Source organism: Thalassotalea euphylliae, from assembly GCF_003390395.1.
Classification (GTDB): domain Bacteria; phylum Pseudomonadota; class Gammaproteobacteria; order Enterobacterales; family Alteromonadaceae; genus Thalassotalea_F; species Thalassotalea_F euphylliae_C.
Genome location: NZ_QUOV01000001.1, coordinates 707990 through 723876, shown reverse-complemented (window position 1 = coordinate 723876; position 15887 = coordinate 707990). Strand labels below are relative to the sequence as shown.

Genomic DNA, 15887 nt, shown 5'->3' with positions numbered 1-15887 from the left:
AACTTTACAAAGTTCTAAATAGAAACACTTATACACATTTATTCTGTAAAAATTTGTCAAATTCAGATGAACAATGTTAGCTGCTAAGGTAACATTCGCCACTTATATTCCTGTTAAATTGGTGTAAAAAGCGTTAATGCCAGAGACTTTGGTTGAAATTAAAAACGTTACCTTTAAACGTGAAGAAAGGACGATTTACGACAACATCAGTTTGTCTATCCCAAAAGGAAAAGTAACCGCAATAATGGGACCAAGTGGTATCGGTAAAACCACCCTATTGCGCTTGATTGGGGGCCAACTCAAGCCAGAAAGTGGGCAAATTCTGTTCGACAATCACAATATTCCGGCGCTCGGTCGTAACGCATTGTATGATGTGCGCAAGCGCATGAGCATGCTGTTTCAAAGTGGCGCTTTATTTAGTGAGATGTCAGTGTTTGATAACATCGCATTTCCAATTCGCGAACACACTAAATTGCCAGAACATATCATCGAGAAAATGGTCTTGATGAAGTTGCAAGCCGTTGGTTTGCGTGGTGCGCGCCAATTGAAACCGAGTGAATTGTCTGGTGGAATGGCAAGACGCGCTGCGCTAGCACGCGCAATTGCACTTGATCCTGAACTTATTATGTATGACGAGCCATTTGCGGGCCAAGACCCTATTTCAATGGGCGTTATTGTTCGGTTAATCAAAGCACTAAATGACGCACTAGGGTTAACCTCGATCGTGGTTTCACACGATGTGCCAGAGGTGATGAGCATAGCTGATTACATTTATATTATTGCTGAACAAAAAATTATTGGTCATGGCACACCTGAGCAAATTCATCAGCAATCTTCACCTTTAGTGAAACAGTTTGTGCAAGGTGAGGCCGATGGTCCGGTGCCATTCCACTTTAATGCGCCACCTATCTCTTCTGACATTTTGCGAGGCCAAAGTTAAGTTATGCAGGCGATTTCCCAATTAGGACGCAAGACCCTAGCGATAATTGCGGGCTTAGGTAAAGCCGTGATGATGCTGTTTTCTGCGATTGTACAAGTGCCTAACCCACGCAAAGGTTTTCCATTGCTGGTTAATCAACTGTATGCAGTGGGCGTGTTGTCACTGATCATTATTGTGGTCTCTGGCACCTTTATCGGCATGGTACTGGCGTTACAAGGCTATACCATCTTAGTCGGCTACGGCGCCGAAGCAAGCTTGGGGCCCATGGTTGCACTATCACTATTACGTGAATTAGGCCCTGTTGTTGCGGCCTTGTTGTTTGCTGGTCGCGCGGGCTCGGCGTTAACCGCTGAAATTGGTTTAATGAAAGCGACCGAGCAGTTATCTAGCATGGAAATGATGGCGGTAGACCCACTACGCCGCGTTATTGCACCGCGCTTTTGGGCTGGCTTTATCAGCCTACCACTGCTTGCCGGCATATTTTCGATGGTCGGTATTTTGGGTGCGCACTTGGTCGGTGTTGATTGGCTTGGCGTTGATGGCGGCACTTTCTGGTCAGTTATGCAGGCACAGGTTGATTTTGAAAAAGATGTGCTCAACGGCATTATCAAAAGCTTAGTGTTTGCTTTTGTCGTCACTTGGATTGCCGTTTACAAAGGCTATGATTGTGAGCCGACATCTGAGGGCATCAGCCGCGCGACTACTGCTACCGTAGTGCAATCATCACTGCTAGTGTTAGGTTTAGATTTTATATTAACGGCGCTAATGTTCGCGCGTTAATGTTCGGGTGCTAATGTTCGGGTGTAAATGCATTCGATTTATTCTTTGCAAAGAAAAGAACTGTTGCAAAGAATTATTGCAAAGAATTATTGATAGGTTAGGTGAAAGACATGACGTCTAAAAAATTAGAATTATTGGTTGGCTTATTTGTTGCGCTCGGCTTAGCCGCGATATTAGCGCTTGCACTAAAAGTTGCCGACTCTGGTATTTCAGGCAATGGGCAAACATACGAGCTATATGCAAAGTTTGATAATATAGGTGGCTTGAAAGTGCGCTCGCCAATCAAAATTGGTGGCGTAGTTATTGGTCGAGTAAGCAATATTGCGTTAGATAGCGAAGACTTTACGCCAATTGTTACCTTAGAAATTTTCGCAGAATACCAAGGCTTTTCAGAAGCAACCTCCGTATCTATTTTAACTGCGGGATTGCTTGGCGAACAGTACTTAGGGTTAGATCCAGGTTTTGTTGATGAGTCAGTAGATACTTTAGTACCCGGTGACTTTATCGAAGATACCAAGCCAGCCCTAGTATTAGAAGAGTTGATCGGTCAATTTTTATTTAGTCAGGGGAGCGACGATTAGATGAGAAAATTTATCCAATTAATAAGCAATGCAGTGCTGTGTTCAGCACTATTGCTTACGACCTGTGTTCATGCACAAATCAGTAAGCAAGACCCTTATGCAATGATTCAGCAAGTAGCTGAAATTACATTTAAACGCGTCAAAGACGAGCAACAAGCGATTCGCGAAAACCCAAACTTGCTAAAAGCTGTTGTTCGTGAAGAGCTATTGCCATACGTTGATTACCGCTATGCGGCATACAAGGTGATTGGTAAAAACATTAAGAAAACAACAGAACAAGAGCGAAAGGCGTTTGTGCCAGTGTTTCGAGACTACCTAGTCACCTCATATGCACAAGTGTTTACCTTGTACAATGACCAAACAGTGGAATTCGATCCCGGCCGAAAATTAGACAAACAAAAAATTGTCGCTGTGAATACGCGTGTTTTACAGCCAGGCGGCGAGCCAATTGATATTTCCTTTAAGGTGCGCAAAAACCGTAAAAAGAATGAGTGGAAAGCATTTGATATGGTTGCTGAAGGGATAAGCTTGCTGGACAGTAAACAAGCGGAATTAAGTAGTATTATTCGCCAGAAAGGCTTAACTCATGTGACCGATATGCTGAAAGAAAAAGCAGAACGTGACGTGGTTTTTAAGCAAGATGAGCAATAGTGCAGATGTTAGCTATAGATATCAATAACCAAGTTACTCAACTAAAAGGCAAGCTAACCAGCAACACGGTCGCGACGATAAAAAATAAAGCGCACCGCAACATTGTCAAAACAGATAAAATGGTGGTGAATCTCGCGCAGGTTACGGACGTTGACACCGCAGGGCTTGCTTGGCTGCTTTTTTTGGTTGAGCAAGCAAAACGCCATAAATCCCAGTTATCGTTTGCAGAGCTGTCAGAAGATTTATTAAAATTGGCACAACTTAGTGATGTAGATCAGTTACTATTATCACCCAGCGCGTAACCCACTAGGAGACACCTTTGGAAATTTCAGAAATCGAACAACTTATTAATGACGCTATCAAACTAGATGAATTGCATGTGGCCTTTGATGGCTCACAGTGTAAGGTTATTGCAGTCGCAGAAGTTTTCGCTGAACTAAGCCGTGTCAAAAAACAGCAAGCAATCTCTAAGCCATTAGCGGTGGCCATTAACGACGGTCGCATTCATGCTTTAACCGTTAAAACTTTCACGCCTGAGCAGTGGAAGAAAGATAAAATGTTTAACCTTCCGCTTTAGTCCTTGCAATTTAAACGCCATCAGACACAAACGAAACTGACTCAACAGAAACATACAGAAATAGCACCTTGGATTCTTTTAAAATAAACGGCGGTAACCGATTACACGGCGAAGTTACCATCTCTGGCGCAAAGAACGCTGCCTTGCCGATCTTAATGGCTGGTATTTTGACCGACCAAAAAGTACAGATCACAAATGTTCCACGCCTAAACGACATTAATACCACCATTAAATTGCTTGAACAGCTTGGTGCACAAGTAAGTTGGGATGCGGAAAACACGCTATCTATCACTGCCGGCTCAATCGATCAGCACATAGCTTCATACGAACTTGTTAAAACCATGCGTGCATCAATTTTGGTGCTTGGCCCTTTATTAGCTAAATTTGGCCATGCAGAAGTTTCATTGCCAGGCGGCTGTGCTATTGGTGCTCGCCCAGTTGATTTGCATATTCAAGGCTTGAAGCAGATGGGCGCTACCATTGACGTGGAGCAAGGCTATATCAAGGCTAAAATTGATGGCCGATTGCAAGGCGCAACTATTTTTATGGACACCGTCAGCGTCACGGGGACAGAAAATTTAATGATGGCTGCGGCCTTAGCTGAAGGTACAACTGTTATTGAAAACGCAGCGCGTGAACCTGAAATTGTTGACTTAGCTGACTTTTTAAATGCCATGGGTGCTAAAGTAAGCGGCGCTGGCAGCGACACACTGACCATTGAAGGGGTGCCAAGCCTGAACGGCACTCAGCATAGAGTCATGGCAGATCGCATTGAAACCGGCACATTTTTGGTCGCAGCAGCAGTCACCCAAGGTCATGTAAAATGCCTTAACGCCGATCCAAAAGCGTTAGATGCCGTTTTAAGTAAGTTGCAAGAAGCTGGCGCAAATATAACCACAGGTGATGACTGGATCGAGTTGAACATGACGACGCGCCCAAAAGCCGTTAATGTTAAAACCGCACCACACCCAGCTTTTCCTACCGATATGCAAGCGCAATTTGTCACCCTTAACGTACTTGCCGAAGGTTCGGCTCACGTTACCGAGACAATTTTCGAAAATCGCTTTATGCACGTACCAGAACTTCAGCGTATGGGCGCTAATATCGCTTTAGAAGGCAACACGGCAATCACTACCGGCGTTACAGAGCTTAACGGTGCACAAGTGATGGCCACTGACTTACGTGCCTCAGCGAGCTTAGTGATTGCCGGCTTAGTGGCCAGTAGTGAAACGCAAGTTGACCGCATTTATCACATCGACCGTGGTTATCAACATATTGAAGACAAATTACAAGCTCTTGGGGCAGACATTACGCGAGTGAAGACTTTGTAACATAAGTGCTACCTAACTAGCTTATATTGAGGCCAGCTAATTGCTGGCCTTTTTTCACGTGCCCTACTAGCAGTGAGCGTATAACGCTTACCCAACGCCGATAAGGCGATGTGTTGACCAAGTACTAAAAAGTTATGCCTTTAGTTACTCCATTACGCATTACCAGAAACTAATTGCCTTAATGCATTACTATGGCATCGTCTTCATAAAGCTCTGGTAGGCGTTTTGCCCTTTTACCAGCCACCCCGGTACCGACTCCCCAGTGCCAGCAAGCTGTAACTTAGGGTGATGACTAATCACCTTGGCTAACATTTGCTCTTGATTTTGCTCGATATCAACAAACAACACATGTTTGCCCTTTCTTAGCACTTCTTGAAAGCGCTCAAAATGCACGTTATTGCGCTGAATACCGATGAAACCGCCTTCCCAAGTACAAAAGCCTAATACAACAATCGCCAATAAGACGAAAGGTAACCAACCCGCCGCCGATTCGGTCCAGCCCATATAATAAGCAACGAATAATGTAATTGCTGCCGCAATCACACCAATAACCGCACCAATTTCAGTTGAGTGAACAACGTCTTTTTTCAGTACAGATTCAACTTCAGGCAAGTTGTGCTCGTCAATAGCAGCATCATCATGGCTTAAGACATGAATTTGCGGCTCGGTAACGCCTTGCTCAGTCAACTCGCTTTGCAGATTTTTTAACTCAGATAGGTTTTCACTAATAAAGTAGTGTCTAAGCATTATCAATTCCTCAGCTTATGTGTTGCCAAGTATTAGCCTAACTCAGACTACCGCACGTTATTGTTGGCAATTACTTACATACGCGAAGTACATCTAGGACACAGGTTAACTACGTTTCTTGTTTGCGTGGCAGATCATTACTGATGCCAATGCAGTAATAAAATTATAGCAGCATGATTGTGCTGCTACATTATTAGTAACTTTGGGAAGGGGACAGTTAAGGTTGAGGATCAAGCTGAGAATCAATCAAGGAGAGCGCTTCATCTAAAATAGTGCTCACACATTCTCTTGCTTGTTCAGGGTTTCGCGTTTGTATGGTATTAAAAATGTCAGCGTGCTTTTGTACATCTGCCCCGGGAACTCCTTTAATGCGATTGGTATAGCGAATACTCACTCGAAGTGCAGTCCCAATAAAATCAGTAAGCTGAGCGATAAAGCGGTTACCACTGGCCAGTAGAATGGCCGTATGGAAGGCGATATCTGCATCAAGCGGGTCATCTAAGCCTTTATCCGCATCTGCCATACGAGATAGCGCTTTTTCAATCTCTGCTATTTGCTCGTCACTGGCATTTAAAGCGGCAAGAGCAGCGGCTTCGGGCTCGATTGCAGCCCTAACTTGCGTAAATTCTTTAAGTAAAGTCAATGAAGGCTTACTGTTTAAAATCCAACTCAGTACATCTGTATCAAACATATTCCAGCTGCTTTCTGGCAATACTAGAATACCTTGTTTAGGACGAGAAGATATCAGTCCTTTTGCTGACAGCATTTTAACCGCTTCACGCGTCGCACTGCGGCTAACATCATATTGCAAGCAAAGGTCAGCTTCAGAAGGCAACCCTGATCCCACAGGGTAGTCACCTTTAACGATTGCCATGCCAAGGTTATGTGTTAATTGATGGGTTAAATTGTGTTTAGGGCTACTTCTCATCACATTCTCTTGCTTCTAAGGTTTTAATGGCGGTAGTGCAATTGCCATATTCACCACTTTTTATTGTTGCAACTAAAAGGTTTTATAGTCTGCGTTCTTATGCCTGATAAATATATACTACTGCTTTTCCTTAGCACGCGATAGCCAGTTAGTTACTCTTTTTTAACATAAACAATTGTGAGTTGTTTCGCAGCGTTTTGCTTTTTATTATTATTAATATAATAGTATATAACATATTATTGATTAAATAACGAACACGTGAAATTTGCGTTTGTCATTGGGCCACCTGTTTTTGCGGTGCGGTTTGCACCTGATATAAAATTCGCTAAAGTGTTATTAGTGCTTACTTATTAGGAAGTTATATTGTCTACTTCAACCCAGTACTTGAGTTTGCGCAACAAGCGTATTTTTATCACTGGCGGTGCCTCTGGCATTGGTGCAGCGATGGTTCGAGCTTTTGTCGAACAAGGCGCTTACGTTGCATTTATTGATATCAATGAAGAAGCTGGCCAATTGTTGCTTGAAAAATTATCAAGCTTTCACCAACAGCTTTGGTTTCAGGTAGTTGATGTGACTGTACAACCTGAGCTTACCCATGCAATTGCCAGTGCAACTGAAGCATTGGGTGGCATGGATGTACTGATAAACAATGTTGCCAATGATATGCGCCATAGGCCACAAGATGTCAGTCCACAAGATTGGCAATCATGCATGCAAATAAACTTAGATGCGGCATTTTATGCTGCACAAGCTGTTTTCGAACAAATGCGTAAACAAAAAAGTGGCGTAATTCTTAATTTTAGTTCAATCAACGCACTGATTGGCCCGAAAAATATGGTTGGCTACACCACAGCAAAAGCCGGCCTTATTGGCATGACAAAATCGTTAGCCAAAGACTACGGTCGCTACAACATTCGCGTTAATGCGATTTTACCCGGCTGGATAGCAACCGATAAACAACTGGCCTCTTACCTTAGCGAGCGCCAAGAAAAGCAATGGATGGCAGCAATGGCAATCAAGAAAAGAATAGCGCCCTCTGAAGTGGCGAAGTTAGCGATGTTCTTATCGTCTGACGATAGTGCAATGATCACTGGTCAATCAATCACGATTGATGGTGGACGTACTTAGGGTGGGTGCAACACATATGGACAGCATTGAACATGCAGATCTCATTGCCATTGATTGGGGAACTAGTCATTTGCGAGCTTATCTATGTCAATACAGACAGGATAATTCGCTCAGACTGCTAGCCACAAGTTATGCGCGTGGCGTCACTAAAGTCACCCATGGCTTCGAACAAGAGCTGTTTAATTGCATTGCGCCATGGCAGGCACACTATCAACATTTGCCGATTATTATGGCTGGGCAAATTGGCTCAAGCATAGGCTGGCAAGAAACCACTTATTTACCCTGCCCTATTTCACCTAATATGGTTGCACAATCGTGTTTACACTTTACCTGCCGCGATCAGCAACTATCCATAGTGCCAGGGCTACACTGCAGCCATGAAAATAACCATCGCGACGTTATGCGTGGTGAAGAATTACAAGTGCTTGGCTGGTTGGCGCAAGACCAAGCGCATCAACAAGGGCAGCACTTAATCTGCTTACCAGGCACACACACCAAGTGGGTGTTAGTTGATGATGGACAAGTAAAGCTGTTTAAAACCGCCATGACAGGCGAGCTATATGATCTTTTGTGTCACCACAGTGTATTAATTCAAGATGCACATGGGGAGTTTTGCCCCCACGCCTTTGCCTCTGGTGCCCAATATACGCTAGCAAGTGCACTAGGTAGCTTTATCCATGGCTTATTTAGTGCTCGTAGTAAACAGCTATTCAAAGAACTTGCGCCTGAGCATGCGACCTCATATTTATCCGGCATGCTTATTGGCAGTGACGTCAGAGCGGCAATCAATGCAACCGAATGGTCGTTTGAACAACTTAACTCCGTAAGCATTATTGGTAGTAACACGCTCAGTCAACGGTTTAGCGAAGTATTAATCATGCAACAGATAGCAACAACACGATACGACGTTGAAGCAATTACACTGGCAGGGTTCGCATCAGTGTATCAACAGCTATTAGTCGGCTCGCCGTCCAGTGTTTAATTGCTTTCTTACAAGATCAAATAGCTAAACCAACTAGCCAAACGAAGCAGCCAAGTGAGATAGCCAAGTAAAGTAGCTAAGCGAAGAGCGCAACAATGAACAAAATAGGTGTCAGGTGAATACAATCAATGGGTGGATACCAAGCAACCCGATAATAGCCATTTTACGTGGCTTGAATAAAGCAAGTGCGATCGCGGTTGGCCAGTTGTTATATCGACACGGCATCAGAGTGATGGAAGTGCCATTAAACCGACCAGAGGCGCTCGAATGTATTACTTTACTGCGCGAGCACCTGCCTTCAGATTGCTTAATTGGCGCTGGAACTGTGATTAATATCAATCAAGTTGAGCAAGTAAAGAACGCTGGTGGCCAAGTTATTATTTCACCCAATGGTGATACTGGGGTTATTGATTACACACTTGAATTAGACATGATCAGCATTCCGGGAATTGCCACGGTCAGCGAAGCATTCCAAGCCTACAACGCAGGGGCTACTGCACTTAAAGTATTTCCTGCCGCAACTTATGGCGTTGAACATATCAAAGCATTACTAACGGTATTACCCCAAGAATGTGCACTTATTGCAGTCGGTGGCGTGTCGTTAGCAAATCGTCAGCAATGGCTTGATGCAGGCGCTAAAGCAGTCGGCATTGGTAGCCAACTCTACACCCAAGGTGATAGCCTGTCGCAAATCGAACATAAGCTAACCTTGCTTTAATGAAATTAATCAAAACTTTAGCTGTAGAAAATCAATTAGCAGAAGGCGTGTTATGGCACCCAGAGCAGGTGTCGTTGTGGTGGACTGATATTCAAACCAGCAAGGTGTATGAATATCAGCTCCGAAATGGCCATCTCAAATGCTACTGCATGCCGGAGCGAGTCGGCTGCTTCGCATTTACCAAACAACCTCAGCAACTATTAGTCGCGTTTGCATCGGGTATCGCCCTGTATGATTTAGCTAGCCGAACAATCAACTGGCTTGCCCATTTAGACACCGCCAACCAAGGCCATCGCCTCAATGACGGTCGATTGGATCGCAGCGGTAGATTTTGGGTTGGAGGCATGGTCGAAAAAAATGTCGAAAAAGAGCACCAAAGCGCTCATCAGAGTGATAAAAACGCTAGCCTTTTTCAGCTTGAGCAAAAGTCGTCGTCATTTCAACTCAGCCCCAAAAAAACAGGTATCAAGATATCCAATTCACTGTGTTTTAGCCCTGATGGTAAAACTATGTATCATGGCGATTCACCAACAGGCATTATTTACCAATATCAGTTATCAGCAGACCAGCAATTAACCAACGAACAAATTTTTGCAAAAACCGAAGCTGGCGCCTACCCAGACGGTGCCTGTATTGATAAAAATGGTAACCTGTGGTCTGCCCAATGGGGTGGTAGCCGTGTGGTTCAATACTCACCACAAGGCCAAGTAATACAACAACTGGATTTACCAGTGTCTCAGCCGACTTGTGTTGCCATAGGCGGCCCAAATCGCAACTTGCTCGCTGTCACTAGTGCTCGCGATGAACTAACTAAACAACAACTCGACAGAGAGCCAGAGGCAGGCAATATTTTTATCTACCAGTTAGATGAAAGTATTGGCATTGACGAGGTTTATGCAAATGTTGACGATGTTGCAGTGCCCGTTCAATGATAAGAATTGGCTCTGTTTCCTGAATATTAAAAAGCTTTAAAGCCATTCAAGGCGAATCAAAGCAAGTAAACAGTTTATACCAGAGTTTTTATGCCAGTGCTGTTTAGATCAGAGCCGATAACTTTATTGCCATTTATTACAAGGTAAGGCAGAAGATAATTATCCAAGAAGCGGTTTTAAACGCGCAAAAATAAAGATAGTATATATAATACAAATAAAGCAACTATCTACTAAAGCTAGCTGATACATAGCTTTTTTCACCACTAAAAATAGCAATAACTCATTGATAAATTAAAGACTTAAACGCTAAACCATATTGAAGCTAGAGTCTTTCTTGATATCGAAATAAGGTGAAATGCCAAGCGTGTATAGCCCTAAGCCTGCCCTGATTATCCAGAGCAATCTCTTGGTTAGCGCTAGCCCAGTGTCTAAGAGGAATCAAGAATGTCAGCACAAGCCATACAGGTCATAGTGTTTTTCGGAATTACTGCACTAATTGCTTTCGCTACCTATCTAAAATGTGCTGGTCACGCCCGCTCAAGCGATTCTAACAAAGAATACTTTCTTGCCAGTGGCGGTTTATCTTGGATGTTTGTTGCTGGCTCTATCACGCTAACCAACTTAAGTACTGATCAGTTGATTGGCATGAATGGTAACCAAATGGCGTTGCTCGCATGGTGGGAGTTTGCTGCAGTTATCGGGTTGATCATACTTGCTAAAGTCTTTTTACCTGTTTATTACAAAAATAACTGCACAACGACCACAGAGTTACTCGAAAAACGCTATGGTGATAAGAATATTCGCGCAGTAATTGCCGCCCTATTCCTATTAGGTAATGTATTCATTTTCTTACCCGCAGTGCTATACAGTGGTTCATTATTTATGAAGTCACTATTTGGCACTGAGCTAAGTATCATGTTCTTGGCTGTGTGCTTTGCGTTGGTGGGCGCCTGTTACGCAGTATTTGGTGGTTTGCGCGCCGTTGCAGTTTCAGATACCTACAGCGGTATTTTATTGCTTGGCATGGGTATGTTAATTGTTTACCTTGCAGTTGCTGCCATAGACTTTGATTTTTCTGGAATTCCTACCGAGCGCCTGACCATGATAGGTGGTGATGACTCTCCACTCCCTTGGCATGTACTGCTAACGGGGATGATATTTATTCAAGCCTTTTATTGGGGTACAAACCAGACGATTACCCAACGGGCAATGGCAGCACCAAATCTGAAAGAAGCGCAAAAGGGCGTATTTTCAGCTGCGGCTATACGTTTATTAATTGTGCCACCAATGATTGTGGTGCCAGGTATCGTTTCATATAAACTCTACGGCGATATTGGCGATGCCGCTTATGGCACCATAGCGGCGGATGTTTTACCTGTATGGTTATCTGGTGTTTTTGCTGCAGCTATTGCCGCCGCCGTGTTAACAACATTCAACAGTATTTTGAACTCTTCTGCTGCGCTTTACTGCTGTGATATTCACGAGGCTTACGTCAACAAAGATGCTAATGTCGGTAAGCTCAATGCAATTATTACCATTGTATTTGTTGGCATTGCATTAGCGCTAGTACCGGTTTACGCCGCCCAAGAAAGTATTATCAATACGGTTCAAGAACTTTATGGCCTACTCAGTATGCCTATTCTTTCGACCTTTATTGTTGGCCTGCTTTTTAAAGATGTTGATGCTCGCGCCGCGATTATCGCAGTTGTCTTTGGCACCTTGTTATATGCTTTCTTTGTGTTTGTTTGGGCACCGTTCCACTACATTCATATGATGTGTATTACCTTATTTGCTTGCGTTGGTGTGGCACTAGCCACCAACCGCTTGGTATTTGGCAATAAAGTTTCTTTCGCTCGCCAGCAAACAGCCTAATTGCTGTGGTAGTGATAACAGGTAAGCAACAATGACAAGTAAACAACAAGTTTCAGCGATTAATTTACTCGTTGGTGACTACCAAACGGCCCTTGATTTCTATATCGAAAAGTTAGGTTTTGTAGTTAGCGGTGATGTGCAAATGGAAGATCACCGCTGGCTAACCGTTAGCCCAAGCGAGCACAGTAGGTTAAAGCTGATATTGCATAAAGCACAAACTTACGCTCAGCAAAGCGCTATCGGCAAGCAAGCAGGTGACGCCGTACTTGCGATATTGCAAACAGATAACTTTGAGCAGAAGTATGCTGAAATGCAGCAAGCAGGTGTTGAATTTTGTGAGCAGCCTCGCCACGAGACCTATGGTACTGTGGTTATCTTTAAAGATTTGTATGGTAATCGGTGGGATTTAATCGAGCTGAGCGCATAGCTAGCTTCAAGTTACCCTGACTTTATACATAAAACTAAACACTTTATAAAAAACGAGTAAGGCAACTTACTCGTTTTTCTTACTCGTTGTTCTTCACTTTTTCCCTGCCACTATTTTGTAGCATTATTTTCTTCGTTTAAGCCGTTACAGGCACGATATTGATACCCGAAATTGGTTCACCCAATTTAGTATGACCTTGAATCAAACGATTAAGCTGTGTCATTGACGATAACATCGCAAAAATGGCAGCAAAATACCCTTGGTTTAATAAGTTTTGCTGATCTTGTTCAGCGAGTGCATTAAGGGCTTTTTCATTTAAGTGACAAAGCCCTTTCAAGGTGCTCTTCTTGCCACTGGGAATCGTAATTTCAAGCTCTATTGGTTGGATAAGATCTAGCGCTTCAAGCGCTTTAATAAACTTGCCTGTTTCTAACTGGCCAAGATAAAACTGCTCTAGCTGTTGGTTATAACGCTGAAAAAATGGCGTAGCTTTACCATCATTAAATAGCGCTTCACCTTGCGATTCACTGACTAAACTAGATGCGAGATCTAGGTAGGGAATAATGTTCTTATCGTTATCTGGGTCAATACCTAGAGCAAAAGGACGCAAGCTAGCAGCAAGCGGAACATATGCCAGCTGATGCTCGCCCTTGTCATCGGTCAATACATTTGAGTCCATCACAAAGGACGTGATTGCCGCAATTGAGGTGGTGCCAGTTTCACTATTTTTGATAAAGAATAGTGGAAAGCTCGACGCTGCTTGTTGCGCTTCTGTGACCGTAACTTCAAGCTGGTGTTGCCTAGCAATAAATTCCCAATCTAGGCTAGGGTCGAGTTTTAACTGCTGATGCTGCTCGGGTTTGACTGGTTGGAAATCGGACATTGGCTTACCTTCTTGTTGTTATGATTGGTATCATTGTTGGCTGGTTACTGTTAGCTAGTTATTTTTAGCTTAACGAGTTAGCCGCAAGTGTAAAGCTAAAAAATGAGCAGGTTCAAATAAAAATAGCCTGAACAATCAGGCTATTTTTAATCCAATTTAGTTTATCTAATCAGGCGCTCGTTAACTTAGACTCTCGCTAACTTAAACTTTTGTTAACTTGAAGACCAAAGAGTTTTGCGGGAACAATACCGGCATTTGCATACCGTGTTCCATTAACAGTTCTCCACTAAAGGTTTGTCCTAGCGCTTTATCTAAAATTGACTCAGAGTACTCTTTGAAGTCTTCGCGTTTAGCTGGCCAAACAAGGTCAAGCTTGTATTGGCTGTGCGCATCTAACCCTTTAAACATAAACTGATTAGGCATATAACGCAGTGGCTCAACAACGCTATTGTACGCAAATAACGCTTCAGACTTATCAGCGTTAACAATACCAAATTCGATAGAATTTCCGTCGGTATCAAGGCGAATTAACTGTCCCTGATGGATTAACTCACGATGTGCCTTATGCAGTGCAATCGCCGCTTTTAAGCTCGTGCGCTCTTGCTCAGTTAGCTCGCGCGGGTTCATTTCAATGCCCATATGACCAAACATAGCCACAGCAGCACGCATTTCGATATTAACGCGACGGCCAGTAATGTGACAATCTCGTGGGCCAACATGCGCTCCCATCACATTGGATGGGAAGAAATATGAGCAGCCCTTTTGAATTTCTAAACGATCTAACGCATCGTTGGAGTCTGATGTCCAAACTCGATCCGTATGCGCCAAAATACCATAGTCAACACGACCACCACCTGAACAGCAGCTTTCAAATTCAACCTTAGGGTGTTTAGCGCGAAGCTGATCAATTAGCGCATATAAAGCGTGCATCTGCTGGTGAATAGCAGGTTTACCTTGACCATTACCCGGTTGGTTCACATCGCGGTTCATATCCCATTTGATGTAACTAATATCTGGATATTCCACCAAAATATCATCGATACACTTAAACAAGTAATCACACACCGCAGAGTTGTTAAGATCCAACACGTATTGATTTCTAAAGCCAATTTGTGGGTTACCGCGTGTTTGGAGTACCCAATCAGGATGGTTGCGATACAAATCACTATCAGGGTTAATCATTTCTGGCTCAAACCAAATACCAAATTCCATGCCGGTTGCCAGTACTTGATCAATCAAAGGCTGCAAACCCTCAGGATAAATTTCTTTATCAACAAACCAATCCCCTAGTCCTGCATAGTCGCCGCGGCGGCCGTTAAACCAGCCGTCATCAAGCACAAAACGCTCAGCACCTATTTCTGCTGCTTGTTTTGCCAGCTCTGCTAGCGTGTCGGTGTCATGATCAAAATAAATACCTTCCCATGTGTTGTAGTGAACTGGGCGTGGTTTATTGATCACCTTGTCACTCAACAATTGCTCGCGCACAAAGGTATGAAAGCTAGCCGACATCGCATTAAAGCCGGCATCTGAGTAACAGGCATATAACTTAGGTGACTGATAAGACTCACCAGGTGCCAGTGTTAGCTCGCTTGGTAACAGCAACTCGCCCATTTGGACAAAGCCACGGCCATCTGCCAACAATTCGCTCATCACTTTGTGATTACCACTCCAACCTAAGTGAAAACCAATACAGTCACCTTGGTGTTCAGCTGTTGTCGCTTTGTGCATAATCAACCCTGGAAAGCTGTCGTGCGAGGTTTTACCTTTGCGGTTTTCACGTACAAAGTTGCCAAGGAAACGAGAAATGTGCTGGCGGCGAAATTCATTTGACCAACGACCTTCAAACGCCATGATTTCTGTATAATTTGCAGGTACTTGGAAAGTTGGCGCAGCACACCATGTAACATCAAGCGGGCTGTCACTATTGTTAAAAAGTGACGTCGAGCACTCAATTACATCGGTTTTAGGGCATAGTCTTAACTCATGAAGTAACGACAAACCGCGATCATTGTCAGTGGTTGCAATGGCCACTTGATGTTCATTAATTTGCTCAACAGCGCTAATGTCACCGCAAAAAGACCAAGCGTCGTCATTATTGCTGACTTCAAGCCCAACATGTCCGGTAAAACCGCTGCCGTAGGTTGGCGTTAATGCAATAGGCGGCTCTTCAACCACAGCACATTTGGCTTCTTGACGTGTTGCTAGCATCTCGATCATCTGTCCAGAAGACTGAGTTGATAGCTTTTTACCATAGTAACTAATACGCGGAGTGCGCTCGCTAACATTAATAATAATGCTGCTACGTTGCCCTGCTAAATGAATGTGAGTAGGTGTGTTGTTCATATTTATGCTCTTTCACTGCCATGTAGCTAAACTACTCGTCTGGCTGCTGATGATCTCTTTGGCTATT

At 43.6% G+C, this 15887-nt stretch carries 17 protein-coding genes; 13 read left to right on the top strand and 4 right to left on the bottom strand.

Translation table 11 applies throughout. The features are described from left to right. Window positions 1–136 precede the first annotated feature (136 nt). The 7 genes from mlaF (at window position 137) to murA (ending at window position 4860) form a co-directional block, all read left to right on the top strand. The gene (gene mlaF, locus DXX92_RS03095) at window positions 137–940 is read left to right on the top strand and encodes a phospholipid ABC transporter ATP-binding protein MlaF (protein WP_115999097.1); all 804 of its coding nucleotides are present in this window, start codon (window positions 137–139) and stop codon (window positions 938–940) included. A 3-nt stretch (window positions 941–943) separates the two neighbouring features. Beyond that, entirely contained in the window at window positions 944–1720 is a 777-nt protein-coding gene (gene mlaE, locus DXX92_RS03090) for a lipid asymmetry maintenance ABC transporter permease subunit MlaE (protein WP_115999096.1), read from the top strand. 110 nt (window positions 1721–1830) lie between these two features. Next, window positions 1831–2301 (top strand): outer membrane lipid asymmetry maintenance protein MlaD, encoded by a 471-nt coding sequence (mlaD, locus tag DXX92_RS03085; protein WP_115999095.1) that lies wholly within the window; start codon window positions 1831–1833, stop codon window positions 2299–2301. After that, window positions 2302–2952, top strand: a complete 651-nt coding sequence (locus DXX92_RS03080; RefSeq protein WP_115999094.1) for an MlaC/ttg2D family ABC transporter substrate-binding protein — start codon at window positions 2302–2304, stop codon at window positions 2950–2952. A 5-nt stretch (window positions 2953–2957) separates the two neighbouring features. Next, the gene (locus tag DXX92_RS03075) at window positions 2958–3254 is read left to right on the top strand and encodes an STAS domain-containing protein (protein WP_115999093.1); all 297 of its coding nucleotides are present in this window, start codon (window positions 2958–2960) and stop codon (window positions 3252–3254) included. Window positions 3255–3271: 17 nt separating this feature from the next. Next, window positions 3272–3529: a BolA family protein gene (locus DXX92_RS03070; protein WP_115999092.1), complete on the top strand. Its 258-nt coding sequence runs from the start codon at window positions 3272–3274 to the stop codon at window positions 3527–3529. A gap of 68 nt (window positions 3530–3597) precedes the next feature. After that, the gene (gene murA, locus DXX92_RS03065) at window positions 3598–4860 is read left to right on the top strand and encodes a UDP-N-acetylglucosamine 1-carboxyvinyltransferase (RefSeq protein WP_115999091.1); all 1263 of its coding nucleotides are present in this window, start codon (window positions 3598–3600) and stop codon (window positions 4858–4860) included. A gap of 189 nt (window positions 4861–5049) precedes the next feature. On the opposite strand, the gene DXX92_RS03060 is transcribed toward murA, so the two are convergent. Then, window positions 5050–5607, bottom strand: coding sequence for an NAD/FAD-utilizing enzyme (locus DXX92_RS03060; protein ID WP_115999090.1), 558 nt, complete (start codon window positions 5605–5607; stop codon window positions 5050–5052). A 217-nt stretch (window positions 5608–5824) separates the two neighbouring features. After that, window positions 5825–6535, bottom strand: coding sequence for a FadR/GntR family transcriptional regulator (locus tag DXX92_RS03055; protein WP_115999089.1), 711 nt, complete (start codon window positions 6533–6535; stop codon window positions 5825–5827). Window positions 6536–6898: 363 nt separating this feature from the next. On the opposite strand from DXX92_RS03055, the gene DXX92_RS03050 reads away from it, so the two are divergent. The 6 genes from DXX92_RS03050 (at window position 6899) to DXX92_RS03025 (ending at window position 12594) form a co-directional block, all read left to right on the top strand. Further along, window positions 6899–7663, top strand: coding sequence for an SDR family NAD(P)-dependent oxidoreductase (locus DXX92_RS03050; protein ID WP_115999088.1), 765 nt, complete (start codon window positions 6899–6901; stop codon window positions 7661–7663). Between the two features lie 16 nt (window positions 7664–7679). Beyond that, on the top strand, window positions 7680–8645 hold the full coding sequence (locus DXX92_RS03045; RefSeq protein WP_115999087.1) for a 2-dehydro-3-deoxygalactonokinase: 966 nt from the start codon (window positions 7680–7682) through the stop codon (window positions 8643–8645). Window positions 8646–8760: 115 nt separating this feature from the next. Continuing rightward, window positions 8761–9363, top strand: a complete 603-nt coding sequence (locus DXX92_RS03040; RefSeq protein ID WP_220347620.1) for a 2-dehydro-3-deoxy-6-phosphogalactonate aldolase — start codon at window positions 8761–8763, stop codon at window positions 9361–9363. Next, a complete protein-coding gene (locus DXX92_RS03035; RefSeq protein WP_115999086.1) occupies window positions 9363–10295 on the top strand; it encodes an SMP-30/gluconolactonase/LRE family protein in 933 nt (310 codons plus the stop codon). Before DXX92_RS03040 ends, DXX92_RS03035 begins: the two co-directional genes overlap by 1 nt. 444 nt (window positions 10296–10739) lie before the next feature. Beyond that, the gene (locus DXX92_RS03030; protein ID WP_115999085.1) at window positions 10740–12167 is read left to right on the top strand and encodes an SLC5 family protein; all 1428 of its coding nucleotides are present in this window, start codon (window positions 10740–10742) and stop codon (window positions 12165–12167) included. Between the two features lie 31 nt (window positions 12168–12198). Continuing rightward, window positions 12199–12594, top strand: a complete 396-nt coding sequence (locus DXX92_RS03025) for a VOC family protein (RefSeq protein WP_115999084.1) — start codon at window positions 12199–12201, stop codon at window positions 12592–12594. A gap of 136 nt (window positions 12595–12730) precedes the next feature. On the opposite strand, the gene DXX92_RS03020 is transcribed toward DXX92_RS03025, so the two are convergent. Together DXX92_RS03020 and DXX92_RS03015 are read right to left on the bottom strand one after the other, a co-directional pair. Next, window positions 12731–13477: a SapC family protein gene (locus tag DXX92_RS03020; protein ID WP_115999083.1), complete on the bottom strand. Its 747-nt coding sequence runs from the start codon at window positions 13475–13477 to the stop codon at window positions 12731–12733. A 201-nt stretch (window positions 13478–13678) separates the two neighbouring features. Beyond that, window positions 13679–15820 (bottom strand): alpha-galactosidase, encoded by a 2142-nt coding sequence (locus DXX92_RS03015; protein ID WP_115999082.1) that lies wholly within the window; start codon window positions 15818–15820, stop codon window positions 13679–13681. Between the last annotated feature and the right edge of the window lie 67 nt (window positions 15821–15887).